The following is a 13905-nucleotide window of genomic DNA, read 5'->3' on the forward strand; positions in this document are numbered from 1 at the left end:
ATTTGTTATTTTGGTAAAGTATACTAATTGACTATTTACCAGTGGAGCAACTCGTTGAATCCCTTAATATTGATCTGGAGCAGGAGCGTAAGGACATTCTAAAAAAATACCGAAGATTGTTAAGGACGGCAAAACCTTTTTTGAAGGATAATGACGCCAAGCTTATCAAAAAAGCTTTTTATACCTCTGTCGACGCACATAAAGATATGCGCCGGAGATCAGGAGAACCTTACATATATCATCCCCTAGCTGTGGCGCAGATCGTCGTGGAGGAAATCGGGCTGGGAACTACAGGTATTGTTGCAGCACTTCTTCATGATGTTGTTGAGGATACCGATATGCGGATTGAGGACATTGAGCGCCTTTTTGGAAAGAAGGTTGCGAAAATTATAGACGGACTCACTAAAATATCAGGACGCTTCGAATACGGAACTTCTCAGCAGGCAGAAAATTTCCGGAAAATGTTGCTTACGCTGTCTGATGATGTGCGTGTAATCCTGGTGAAGCTGGCGGACAGATTGCATAATATGCGGACGCTGGACAGCATGCCGCGCGACAAACAGCTTAAAATCGCATCTGAAACGATTTTTATTTATGCACCTCTTGCGCACCGTTTAGGTCTATATAGTATCAAATCGGAGCTGGAAGAGCTTTACCTGAAATATACTGAGCCGCAGGAATACCGCGCTATTGCCAGAAAACTCAGAGAAACCAAGGGGATCAGGGATCGGTTTATTTCCAAATTTATGGAGCCGATTGCTCAGGATCTGGAGGCGGCAGGTCTCAATTTCATCCTGAAGGGCAGACCGAAGTCCATTTATTCCATCTGGAATAAAATGCGCAAGCAAAATAAGCCGTTTGAGGAGATCTATGACCTTTTTGCTGTACGGATTGTACTGGAATCGTCGGTGGACGGGGAGAGAGAAAAGGCGATTTGCTGGCAGGCCTATTCTATTGTTACGGATCATTACAAGCCTAATCCCGACCGCCTTAAGGACTTTTTAAGTACTCCGAGAGCTAATGGCTATCAGTCGTTACACTCTACTGTAATGAGTAAGAGTGGACAGTGGGTAGAGGTTCAGATCCGAACTTCCCGCATGGATGAAATCGCGGAAAAAGGATACGCAGCACACTGGAAGTATAAAGGGAATGATACCAAAGTAAGAGGCAATATTGAGCAGTGGATTACGCAGGTAAGGGAAACGCTGGAGAATGGTTTTGGCGATAAAACTGCTGCGATAGAGTTCCTGGACGAATTCAGAAGTAATCTTTTCAACGAAGAAGTATTTGTCTTTACTCCCAAGGGCGAGTTGAAAGTATTGCAGAGCGGAGCAACAGCGCTTGATTTTGCATTTGATATACACTCGGAAGTAGGTGCGCACTGTATGGCTGCCAAGGTGGGTGGAATTCTGGTTCCGATCAGTTATGTGCTGAACAATGGGGATCAGATCGAAATCATTACATCTGCAAAACAAAAGCCGAATGAAGACTGGCTTCGTATTGTGGTAACTTCCAAAGCACGGGCGAGGATCAAGGACTTTCTGAAGGAAGACAACCGGCGTTATGAAACTGATGGCCGGCAGATGGTTGAGAAAAAGTTGAAAGTACTGGGTATAGAACTTACCGCCGAAGTTACCAATCAGTTACGGGCATTTTTTGAGTGTAAAACAACTGCCGATTTTTTCTACCGGATTGGCAAAGCTTATATTCACCTTGATGAATTAAAACGATTCAAAAAAGACAAAGAAGCAAAAGAAAGAAAAGCCGGAGAAGCTGCTGCTGCGCCGGAAGCTACAGTACCCAAGGATGGAAAGTCGCTGACCAAGCTGCTCAGAAATCTGCATGGTGATCGTGCAGACGGGGATGCACTGCTCATAGGCGATGATATGGACAAGATTGATTACAAACTTGCGCCGTGCTGTAATCCTATTGCAGGTGATGACGTATTTGGTTTTGTAACGATCAATGAAGGAATAAAAATTCACCGTACTACTTGTCCCAATGCAGCTGAACTGATGGCCAAACATGGCAACCGGATTATCAAAGCAAAATGGGAATCGAGTAAAGAAGAGGCATTCCTGGCCGGTCTGTATTTATCGGGTACCGACAGAGTGGGGCTCATCAATGATGTTACAAGGATCATTTCCAACGAGCTTCACATCAATATGCGTGGGCTCACAATTGATACCAAAGATGGTGTGTTTAACGGCGATATCAGGCTGTATGTTCAAGATACCAGCCATCTTGATATGCTTATGAATAAACTGGAGCAGGTTGAAGGTGTTTATAACGTACAGCGCTTCGACACGAATTTAAATGGAAAGTAATATAAGGTGAACCAATACGGATCGTAGTTGTTATCCTTGTTGGTAATGTCTGGGCAGTTGTAAATTTGATGTTAGCTGCCACATAGTCACCTTGTTTAGTAAAAAAAGCGTAATTTGCGCAAGATTTGAAAAGATATGCCACAAGCAAGCAAACCGAATTTTGAAGCCGCAAAGAAAATCCTGACGGCTTATCTGGAAAATAAAGGTCTTCGTAAAACGCCTGAGCGCTTTGCGATACTGGAAGAGATATATACGAGAGAAGATCATTTTGATGTAGATGAGCTTTACATCAGTATGAAAAATAAACGCTACAGGGTAAGCCGTGCTACGGTTTATAATACTCTTGATGTACTCGTAGACTGTGATCTTGTCACTAAACATCAGTTTGGCAAGAACCTTGCGCAGTTCGAAAAATCTTATGGAAACAAGCAACATGATCACCTGATCTGTACAGATTGTCATAAGGTGATGGAGTTTTGCGATCCTCGCATTCAATCCATTCAGAATATGGTGGGCGAGATGTTGAATTTCAGTGTAATGCACCATTCGCTGATTTTTTACGGAAGTTGCACGAAAGAGAACTGCCAGAACAGAAGTGAGGCTCCGCAGGAGGCTGCTGTTGTACACGAAAGAGATTAATACAATTGTTTCGCCCGGCTCATATACATGAGCCGGCAAAAATCTTACACAAAAAGTTATTTTTTAGTAATCAATTATTGGATGAAAGTTGATGTATTGCTTGGTCTCCAGTGGGGAGATGAGGGTAAGGGTAAAATTGTGGACGTTCTTGCGCCGCGTTATAATGTTGTAGCCCGTTTTCAGGGAGGTCCTAATGCGGGACACACTCTTGAATTTGATGGTATTAAGCACGTTTTGCACCAGATTCCTTCGGGGATTTTTCGCAATGATATTCAGAATGTCATTGGAAACGGTGTCGTATTGGATCCTATCGTTTTCAAACGCGAAATCGAAAATCTGGCACAATATAATCTGGACTTGTTCAGCAATTTGTTCGTATCCAAAAAAGCATCACTGATTTTACCAACTCATGCACTGTTGGATGCAGCTTACGAGCGTTCAAAAGGTGAGTCTAAAATCGGATCGACTCTGAGAGGAATCGGCCCAACTTATCAGGATAAAATTGCAAGACTTGGTCTGCGCGTGGGGGATGTGTTATCTCCTAATTTTGCAGACAAGTATAAAAAACTGGTGGATGCACACAAGGTAATTCTTGACTTTTATCAGTTCGACTATGCATCAGTATTGCCTCAGTCTGAAGAGAACTTCTTTACTGCAATTGAGTTCATGAAGCAGTTTACGCTTGTAGATAGCGAATACCTGGTGAACGATGCGCTAAAAAATTCTCAGTCTGTTTTGGCTGAAGGAGCGCAAGGTTCTTTACTTGATATTGATTTTGGTTCGTATCCTTTTGTTACCAGCTCAACAACAATGGCTGCTGGTGCCTGCACAGGTCTTGGTATTGCACCAAGCCAGGTAGGAGAGGTATTTGGTATTTTTAAAGCCTATTGCACCCGTGTTGGAAGCGGCCCCTTCCCAACAGAACTTCTCGAAGAGACAGGAGAAAAAATGAGAAAAGAAGGTCGCGAATTCGGAGCAACTACAGGACGTCCCCGTCGTTGTGGATGGTTGGATCTTCCAGCACTGAAATACACTGCCATGATCAATGGTGTAACGCAATTGATCATGATGAAAGTGGATGTGTTGACTATTTTTGATACAATCCGTGTATGTACGCATTATCGCCTGGCTGATGGTACTTTGACCGACCAGCTTCCTTACGACTTGTGCGATGCGGATGTAACACCTGTTTACCGCGATTTTGAAGGATGGCAACAGTCATTGGATGGTATCTATGACTTTGATGCCATTCCATCACAATTGGTTGAGTATGTGAAGTTCCTTGAAGCTGAACTGAACCTGCCGATTACATTTATTTCAACTGGTCCTGATCGTGAAGCGCTGATCAGCCGCGAAATTTCTGCGGAACTGAATTAATTCAGATATCAGAATATTGAAAAAAATCCTGCTCTGTTGAAGGGCAGGATTTTTTCGTTTATGAGAGTAAGCTTAATACATCTTCTTTGCTAAGAGATTTTACAAAGCCATCTTCACTAGAGATAAGGTCGTCGGCAAGCTGCTTTTTGGTTTGTTGCAACGCCAGAATTTTCTCCTCCACCGTATTTTTAGTAATGAACTTATAAGTGAATACCGTTCTTTTTTGCCCGATACGATGTGCCCGGTCTACAGCCTGTGCCTCAATAGCAGGATTCCACCATGGATCCAGAATGAAAACATAATCCGCTGCAGTCAGATTTAAACCTAGTCCACCCGCCTTCAGTGATATCAGGAAAACGGTGATATTCTCTTCCTGCTGGAAGCTTTCTACCTGGCTTTGTCTGTCTTTTGTAGACCCATCGAGGTAAGAATACGGGATTTTCTTTTTGTCTAAATGATCTCTGAATAAATCCAGGTGTTTAATGTACTGGCTGAAAATCAGTATTTTATGTTTTTCGCTCAATACAGTTTCGATTTTGTGAATTACATCTTCAAATTTGCCAGAGCCATCATTGTAGGCTGTATCGACCATCTTCGGATGATTGGCCAGTTGTCGAAGTTTGGTCAGGCCCTGCAACACCACCATCTGCGACTTTGATAGTCCTGCTGTATCAATACTTTCCAGAATAAGGTTACGGTAATAGGCCTTGGCTTCTTCATAAGTTTTCTCCTGCTCCTCACTCATATTGCAGTATTGAATACTCTCCACTTTTTCAGGAAGATCGGTGGCTACCTGGGATTTGAGCCGGCGCAGTATGAATGGTTTAATCAGGTTATAGAGCCGCTTATTCTTTTCTGTGTCATTTTTTTTCTCGATCGGAATCTGAAATTCATCCCGGAAAAAAGATTGAGTTCCAAGTAAGCCTGGATTGATAAATGACATTTGAGACCATAAATCCAATGTACTGTTTTCCACCGGTGTGCCTGTGAGAATAAGTCTGTTGGCAGCATTAAGCTTTTTTACCGCTTTTGAAATAATCGATGTCGGATTTTTAATGGCCTGTGATTCATCCAGAATTACATAATTGAACCTGAATGACTGGATGAAATCAATATCCAGTCTGATTATGCCATAAGATGTCAGAATCAGATCGTAATTACTGAACTGTTCGGTATTTTTCTCTCTGTATGTACCAGTATAGGTTAAAATTTTGAGATCGGGGGTGAATTTCTTTGCTTCCAGCATCCAGTTGTACAACAGAGATGTGGGCATAATCAGCATAGAAGGTTCCGAAATCCCCTGTTCTTTTTGGGATTGAAGGAAAGCCAGGGTCTGAACGGTTTTTCCAAGCCCCATGTCATCCGCAAGGCACCCTCCGAATCGGTATTGGTTAAGGAAATGCAGCCAGTCGTAACCCGATTTTTGATAAGGCCGTAGTTCACCTTTGAAATGTATCGGTGATTCGGTGGGCTCTATATGATTGAAATCACGCAAATTTTCCAGTTTCCGACTGATCACTGCACTGGCCAGATTATCTTCCCGTAACTCCTGAACAAGCGCCAGATGGTGCATTTTCAACCGAAGTTCGCCCTGATGATTTTCGGTGAATGAGAATAGTTCAGAATACTTGGTAAACCACCATTCCGGAATAACCGCAATTTCACCATTGGGTAAAACGAATTCTTTCTTTTGGTTGAGTATATAATTTTTTAGTTGAAGGAAAGGTATTTCGAATTCTCCAAACTGGACGCGCGCATGAATATCAAACCAATCCCTGCCTTCCTGAATCGAAATATCAAGAGAAGAGTATCCCAGGAAATAACGTTTAGAATCGGAAGTGTTTTGTTTCAGTTCAATATTGTTTTCTTTGAGCTGCTCCGAATAGGTCTGGAGCCATCCGAAAGCTTCGGATTTGGAAATACTCGTGCTGCCATGGCGCAAATTAAGCCCCCAACTTTTAATAAGCTGAGCCTGTGTACTTTCCGTTTTAAGATCTCTTTTTACCTTATGGAATAAATATTCGCTCCCTTTTTTCTCCATAGATACGCTTGATGGAGCTGCTTCTGCATGCGTTCTGAAGGCAAAATTGCCAACACCATATTGAAATGAAAGATCAAGAATTACTTCGTCGTCATTGTCTTCTATTGCAATATCTGAGTTGTCAGGACCGGCAAAAATTAACGTTTCAGATTTTTTGAAATTGACCGCGCTGTCTGAAATGGTAAGTATGGCACGTGGGGGGGAAGTAATTTTTCTGATTTCAAAGCCCTTTGCAACTACGTCGTAGGAGGCAATCAGAGGTGCTACGAATTTTGTATAGTACTGCTCTTCTACATTACCGGGAATTGCAATGAATTTTTTTGCAAGAAACGGCTTGATTTTTTTGCCATCAACATCCCCCTCAAAATGATATAACTGGTTGTCAATGAGCAACCAGGCAGGTTCTTCACAGATTAGTATGGCGTTCTTATATTGGAAATCAAGCTTCTCAAACTTAAAACGCATCGTTGGAAAATAATGCGTATTGTCTTCATTCCGTACAAAATGAAAGCGAATGGTCGCTTTTTCGGGCTCCCAAACTAATTCCTTCCATAATGGGTTACCATCACTCCCCATTATGAACAGGCTTTTGCCTTCCAGCTTACTCAGAATTTTTGCCTTCGCTCTTTCCAGAAAATGTGCTATTGCATCCTGAGTTGTTTTATCCCCCTTCTGAGAATCATAAATTTTGAGAAAGAAATCGACAGTGTTAAGTCTCTTGGAGTTGAATTTCTTAAGGATAACATCCTGTTGAATTTCGTCAATCAGTTTTACCAGTGCTATGTCCGTCTGATCAATACCATTGCTAAACTCATTTATATTTTTGGAAGAGATATTTTGTATCTGATAGGTGAAATCTCCGTGCTGGTCAAGTTGTACAACAAACGATTCAAATATGTACCCAAGGTACTCATGATTCAGAATCGAATAGATAATCTTAAACGGCTGTTGAGGAGATACTTTCATTCTATATACGTTGACATACGGTTTGCACGTAGCTTAAAGACAGAATCAGAAAAATTGTTTGTTCCATTGAGGCTGGCAAAATATCAAATATAGAAAAGAATCGGGGGATTTGAAAGGTAGAGCTCCGCTTTCAAAAGTGCTTTGGATAGAATTGAAAAAAGCTCCATCTTTCGATGAAGCCTTTTTACGGGATGTGGTACCGGGGACGGGAATCGAACCCGTACGAGCGTTTCGGCTCACAGGATTTTAAGTCCTGCGTGTCTACCAGTTCCACCACCCCGGCCTGCGCCATGAACAATGTGATGGGCATTAAGAGAAAAAGCACCGTTTCGGGTGCTTTTGACTCTGAGCGAAAGACGGGGTTCGAACCCGCGACCTCGACCTTGGCAAGGTCGCGCTCTACCAGCTGAGCTACTTTCGCGTTACCGTTTCTGATTAACGTGGTGCAAATGTAGGGAGTCGATTCTTTCTATGCAAGTGTTGGGCGCAATTATTTTTCCGTAAATTTTATTCAAAAGCATTAACAAATTGTAAATCATAGAGTTTTGGGTGAATATTTTTTTTGATGCAGCAGCACTTTTCCCGGAGGCGAGCAGCATAAAGGAAATTATGGTCTCAAATCGAGTAAAACATTAAATCATCCTGCGACCGTCCAAATTATAGTTTATGCCGCAGATACCATTTCAGTTTACGGCGCTATATTTTGATTACCTTTGCAGCATTAGAAAAAGGGGCGAGACTTGCAGAAAGAATCACCCTTATTTTTTGTTCGGGATGTTATCAATTTAAACCATAAGTTCTTCATGTTTTCCAACGAAGTTTTATTTTTCGGAGGCTTTATTCTTGCAATCAGTGTGATGCTCCTATTAGATCTGGGAGTTTTCAACAAAAAGGATCATGTCGTTAAATTTGGAGAAGCTGCCGGATGGACGGTAGCATGGATAGCGCTGGCACTAGTGTTTTATCTGATCATCAACACGCATGGTGATCTCGTGCACGGAGTAGATAATTATGCTCAGCTGGAGACAATAAGAGATAAATACGCTCCGCATGTAAAGCTTATACCTGGTGACTTCGCGGAAAGCCTTGAAATTTACCGGAAGAATATGTCATTGGAATTCATTACCGGGTATTTGCTCGAATATGCACTTTCTGTTGATAATATCTTCGTAATCATACTGATCTTCTCGTCTTTCGGGGTTCGTGCTAAATATTATAAAAAGGTACTTTTCTGGGGCGTACTTGGTGCGATTGTAATGCGCTTTATTTTCATCTTCCTGGGATCAGCACTGATGCAGCGTTTTGAATGGATCATTTATATCTTCGGTCTGTTGCTGGTTTATCAGGGTGGAAAAATCTTCTTTGAGGGCGGCGAAGATGAAAAGATTGATCCGGCTAAACATCCGGTTGTGAAATTCACTTCGAAATATTTTCCTGTGTTTCCAAGGTACGTACGCGAGCATTTTTTTGTAAAAAAAGCAGGAAAATGGTTAATCACCCCGTTGTTTGTTGTAGTTCTGATTGTTGAGTTTACCGATCTTATTTTTGCAGTTGATTCGGTTCCGGCAGTTTTCTCAGTTACCAAGGATCCGTACGTAGTGTTCTTTTCCAATATATTCGCGATCATGGGATTGCGTTCTATGTTCTTCTTCCTGAGCAATATCATGGGTCTGTTCCGATTCCTGAAATATGGTCTTGGAGTTCTGCTGGTGTTTATAGGAGGTAAAATGCTGGCTCACGTGTATTTGGATGAGCTGGGCTTCAAAACAGTTTATTCTCTGTACGTGATTCTAGGTATTTTGGCAGTTAGTATCCTGGCATCGGTTATTTTCCCTGAAAAGAAAGAAACCGAAGCATTGCCTTCAAATACTTAGTATACAGGATTCGTTTTAGTGATCATGAACAGGATTCTCAAAGCGTATCTAAAACGTCTTACAAACCTCAGTACACGAAACAAATCTCTTTTATTGCCCCGATTGCCTTCGGAGCAGTTCCTTGATATCTCTGAGCTGGATTTTCTCCTGGGAAAGCCAGCTTTGGATGTTGTGGTACAGATGATTCAGGGAGCAAAGCGTATTCCTTTATGCGACGTTCAGGATCCTCGCATGGAGCGTGTGAACGAAGTAAGTAAAAAGCTCCGGAAGATTTCGAGAACCAATGCGTTTATTCTTGAAGAACGAGGTTCTCAGGATCTTTACCTTGGATACCCGTTTGTAAAAGGTAAGCTGAGCGACGGAACTCCTATTCATGCACCTTTGCTATTCTTTCCTGTAACTCTCAAAACAGATCGGGAGGAGTGGTGTATTTTCAAAAGAGAGGAAGCAGAAGTTATACTTAACCGCAGCTTTGCGCTTGCTTATGCACATTTCAACGAGGTAGTACTCACAGATGAAGTACTGGAGAAATCGTTCGAAGATTTTTCATCGGATTTTCTTGAATTTCGTACTCAACTTTATGAATGGCTAAAGCAAACGCCTTTCAGGATTAATTTCAATCCGGATCTTTTTACCGATAAGTTAATACCATTTGATGCAAAAAAGGGAGCTGAATTGCAGCAATCTGAGTTGAATGGAGAAATTAAGCTTTTTGCTGAAGCAGTACTCGGTATTTTTCCGCAGTCGGGTTCTTATCTGGTTCCTGACTATGAACGGTTGCTGGCGTTGAGAGCTGACGCAGAAATCCCTCTGTTATCGGCTGACAATGCTGATTACTTCCAACCCGAGAGAATAAGGGAAGAGGGTATCTTCACTCCGTTCGATCTGGATTCATCTCAGGAAAAGATTATTTTATCCGTTAAGGCTGGCAATTCTGTTGTCGTACAGGGTCCTCCGGGAAGTGGAAAATCTCAGCTCATTTGTAATCTGATGGCTGATTTCGCAGCAAGGGGTAAGCGTGTTTTACTCGTATGCCAGAAGCGGGCAGCACTGGATGTCGTCTACAAACGGCTTTCTGATATTGGAATGGGCAAGTTTACTGCTCTGATCCACGACTTTAAGAATGATCGTCCACAGTTGTATCAACAGATTTCTGAACAGATAGCGCAGGTCGATGCGTATAGACAACAAAATTATAGTCTTGATGCCGTATTTCCAGAAAGACAGTTCGACAGGGAGAGTCGGCAGATAGATAAGATCCTCGCGGATCTGGATTCATTTCGGGAGGCACTGTTTGACGAGAAGGAGTGCGGTGTATCTGTGAAGGAGCTTTATCTTACAACTGACCCTTCTCAACCGCATGTTGATCTGCTGGAATTTTATAAACTCTTCCGTCAGGATTCTGTCGAAGATTATAAAAGGAAACTGAGATCTTTTACCAGGTATCATCAGCGAATCGGCAAAGATCATATATGGTATGATCGGAAGAGTTTCGCGGGGTTTGGATCTATAGAATTACAAACAATTACCAAAATGCTTTCCGACTGGCCGGAAGCCTTCCACCGTCAGACAACTGCTTTTGAGCAAATTACACACGAGTCGTTCAATTTAAGATTTATTGCTGACCGAAATGAAATAGTTGAAAGGTTGCATGATATCAGAAATCTGATTGATAGTGAAGTAGCATACGGCCTTTTTAAATCGTATCTGCAGTCAGATTTGAATGCATTTGCACGCCTTTCTTTTATCCGTCAGGTAACGGATTCTCTGGAAGGGTTTATCCAGGATGAGGGTATTGAGATGTCTTTGCGGAAAGATCAACTCGATACGTTCAGAATGGAAATCAGAAAGGTAATTGAAGCAAAAAAATCTTCTGTAACCGGCTTGTGGTGGAGTTTTTTCGGAAAACAAAAAGAGTGGATTCAGGAAGTTACAACCTTAAATGGACTGTCTGTTTCTGTTGAAGATTTGGTGAAGCTGGATGTGAAAATACAGAATCGAATCCAGGTTGAGGGGTGGTTAGTCAGAGATGAAGTTCAGTTGAATGATCAATATTTCAATCCTGTTGATAGAAGAGAAAATGATTTTCTAAACTTTTTTCAACAAGCTGAAGCCGCTGCAGATGCTGCCGGAAGAGCCAGTTATCAGAATTGGGCACCAATACTTTTTGCCATGACAGTCTCCTGTGATGTTTGGGGAAATTATGCTGAAAAGTTAGATAGGTTGATCCACTGGTTCAAAACCTGGAATAAGATGGAAACAGCGATGCAGGTGTATCTCCTGAATACCCAAATCGAAAACCTATATACTGAGCCTGAAAGTTATGGAAACAGGTTATCTGAATCATTAGCATCGGATTTTGATTTGCTGGTAGATATGGACACGCTGTGGGCTGAAATGACCCTAGCGGAGCAGCAGGTAAGTCAGTTGCTACTATCAGAATCTGCGAAGAAGGGGATAGTTATGACGGACGAAATTGTTTCTTATTTTGAAAACAGTTTGGGTTTATCCTGGATTGGCCATATAGAAACCAAATATCCGCAGCTCAGGGCGGTATCATCCCTCAGAATGTCAGAGTGGGAGGAGCAGATTCAACAAAGTATTATTGGTAAACAGGAATTAAGTAGTCAGATTACCGCCATCAGGTTAAGAGAATATACTTATCAGGGAATTGAGAAAAACAGGTTGGGGAATAGGGTAACCTATCGCGAGCTGGCGCATCAGGTTACAAAAAAGAGAAAGATCTGGCCAATACGGAGATTAATAGAACAGCATAGGGATGAGATTTTTTCTTTGGTTCCCTGCTGGATGGCTTCTCCTGAAAGCGTTTCTGCCATCTTCCCGTTAGAAAATAAATTATTTGACCTGGTCATTTTCGATGAAGCTTCTCAATGTTATGCTGAATATGGATTGCCGGCTGCATTCAGGGGCAAACAGATCGTAATTGCCGGAGATAGTAAACAACTTTCTCCAAGTGATTTATACAAAGTCAGATACGAAGAAAAAGGTGAAGAGGAAGAGTATGAGCCTGCTACGGAAGTGGAGTCGTTACTCGATCTGGGCGCTCAGTCCTTGGAGCAGTATCAGCTTTCAGGACATTATCGGAGCCTTTCACTTGATCTGATTGATTTCTCAAACCATCATTTCTATAAAAATAGTCTGCGTCTGCTTCCCGACTTTGAGAATTTGAAAAAAGCGGAGCCTGGTATCAGATATGAAAAAGTGGAAGGTGTTTGGAAAAATAATGCAAATCTGGTTGAAGCGGATAGGGTGGTAGAATTGCTGCTTGAACTTGCCGGGAAACAGAAAACTATTGGCGTGGTTACATTTAATTTTTTTCAGCAACAAGCTATTCAGGAGGCGGTGGAAAGGGCAGGTGTCACAATTGATAGTCTGTTTGTGAAAAATATTGAGAATGTTCAGGGAGATGAACGGGATATCATCATCTTTTCTATGGGATATGCGCCGGATGAGAAAGGAAAACTGAGTATGCAGTTTGGTTCTCTTAATATGCAGGGAGGAGAAAATCGATTGAATGTAGCAGTAACCAGAGCCAGAGAAAAAGTTTATTTCGTTACCAGTGTATTGCCATCTCAACTCAATACTGATGCTGCCGCACATGCAGGACCAGGGCTTCTGAAATCTTATATGCAATATGCTATGGAAGTGTCGGAAGGGAGTTATAAACCGTCGCCGTATGCTACAGATGGTATCCGGTCAGAATGGCTGCTGAAGAGTAAATTGTTAAAAATGAATTCTTCTTTCGTTAGAGAATTACCTTTTGCCGACATCACGGTAAAAGAAGAAGAGGCATACAAGGGATTGGTTCTGACGGACGATGAGTTGTATCACCGTTCTGAATCGTCAAAGGAACCTCACGCTTATCTGCCTCTTCTGTTAAGAAAAAAACACTGGCCTTTCAAACGGGTCTACAGCCGCGATTACTGGGCCAAAAATCCTGACCAGATTTTATAGTTCTTTAATTCTGATATTGCGGTAAGAAACCTTATCGCCGTGATCTTGTAATGCAATTTTACCTTTTTGGAAAGCACCGAAACCATCCCAGGTTTTGAACTTGCTGTTAGCAACCAGCTCATCCCATGCAGCTCCCTGCGTAGGAAATTCAACTACTTTTTTGCCATTCAGCCAGCTTTCGCCTTTGCCGCCTTTGATGATTACCTTCGCTTTGTTCCACTCTCCTGCAGGTTTTACAACCGAGAAGTCGTTTGGAGGAAGGATGTCGTACAAAGATCCCGATTTGTGGTTTCCTGCTTTTCCGGCTTTTGCATCAGGATGTTTTTCATCATCAAGAACCTGAATTTCAGGGCCAGTTGAATAAGGGCAGCAGTACTTCTTGTCTTCAATTACGTGATAGATAATTCCGCTGTTTCCTTTTTCAGAGATTTTCCATTCCAGTTCAAGCTCGAAATCACCGTATTCCTTATCGGTAACAAGGTCTTTTCCGCCTTTCTCAGCAAGAACCATTGCACCGTCTTCAATTTTCCATTGAGGAAGTACCTTGTCCTGCTGCCAGCTATGCCATCCGTTAAAGCTTTTGCCATCAAAGAGGGTCACCCATTTCCCTTTTTTCTGAGCCTGTACTTCTGTGTTGCCTACTGAAATTGCGAACAACGCAATAAGGGCAGCCTTACCGATTGTCTGCCATTTTGTAAAATTCATA

At 42.1% G+C, this 13905-nt stretch carries 7 protein-coding genes and 2 tRNA genes; 5 read left to right on the top strand and 4 right to left on the bottom strand.

From position 1 onward, the window contains the following. The first annotated feature begins 41 nt into the window (after positions 1-41). From DSL64_RS09520 to DSL64_RS09530, 3 genes are all read left to right on the top strand, one after another. Positions 42-2327 carry a RelA/SpoT family protein gene (locus DSL64_RS09520; RefSeq protein WP_115830512.1) on the top strand — a complete coding sequence of 762 codons (2286 nt, stop codon included), beginning with the start codon at positions 42-44 and terminating at the stop codon, positions 2325-2327. Positions 2328-2462: 135 nt separating this feature from the next. After that, positions 2463-2966: a Fur family transcriptional regulator gene (locus tag DSL64_RS09525; RefSeq protein ID WP_115830513.1), complete on the top strand. Its 504-nt coding sequence runs from the start codon at positions 2463-2465 to the stop codon at positions 2964-2966. Between the two features lie 81 nt (positions 2967-3047). After that, positions 3048-4343, top strand: a complete 1296-nt coding sequence (locus DSL64_RS09530) for an adenylosuccinate synthase (RefSeq protein WP_115830595.1) — start codon at positions 3048-3050, stop codon at positions 4341-4343. Positions 4344-4401: 58 nt separating this feature from the next. On the opposite strand, the gene DSL64_RS09535 is transcribed toward DSL64_RS09530, so the two are convergent. From DSL64_RS09535 to DSL64_RS09545, 3 genes are all read right to left on the bottom strand, one after another. Beyond that, positions 4402-7350: a DEAD/DEAH box helicase gene (locus DSL64_RS09535; protein ID WP_115830514.1), complete on the bottom strand. Its 2949-nt coding sequence runs from the start codon at positions 7348-7350 to the stop codon at positions 4402-4404. A 194-nt stretch (positions 7351-7544) separates the two neighbouring features. Beyond that, positions 7545-7633: transfer RNA gene (locus tag DSL64_RS09540), tRNA-Leu, on the bottom strand. A 65-nt stretch (positions 7634-7698) separates the two neighbouring features. Next, positions 7699-7771: transfer RNA gene (locus DSL64_RS09545), tRNA-Gly, on the bottom strand. 382 nt (positions 7772-8153) lie between these two features. Here DSL64_RS09545 and DSL64_RS09550 point away from each other — a divergent pair. Together DSL64_RS09550 and DSL64_RS09555 are read left to right on the top strand one after the other, a co-directional pair. Beyond that, on the top strand, positions 8154-9224 hold the full coding sequence (locus DSL64_RS09550; RefSeq protein WP_115830515.1) for a TerC/Alx family metal homeostasis membrane protein: 1071 nt from the start codon (positions 8154-8156) through the stop codon (positions 9222-9224). 24 nt (positions 9225-9248) lie between these two features. Continuing rightward, on the top strand, positions 9249-13199 hold the full coding sequence (locus tag DSL64_RS09555; RefSeq protein ID WP_115830516.1) for an AAA domain-containing protein: 3951 nt from the start codon (positions 9249-9251) through the stop codon (positions 13197-13199). Here DSL64_RS09555 and DSL64_RS09560 read toward each other — a convergent pair. Then, complete coding sequence (locus DSL64_RS09560; RefSeq protein ID WP_115830517.1) at positions 13194-13904, bottom strand: 3-keto-disaccharide hydrolase; 711 nt, start codon at positions 13902-13904, stop codon at positions 13194-13196. The two genes, DSL64_RS09555 and DSL64_RS09560, sit on opposite strands and share 6 nt — an antisense overlap. Between the last annotated feature and the right edge of the window lies 1 nt (position 13905).

This window comes from Dyadobacter luteus (assembly GCF_003383615.1).
GTDB classification, from domain to species: Bacteria; Bacteroidota; Bacteroidia; order Cytophagales; family Spirosomataceae; genus Dyadobacter; species Dyadobacter luteus.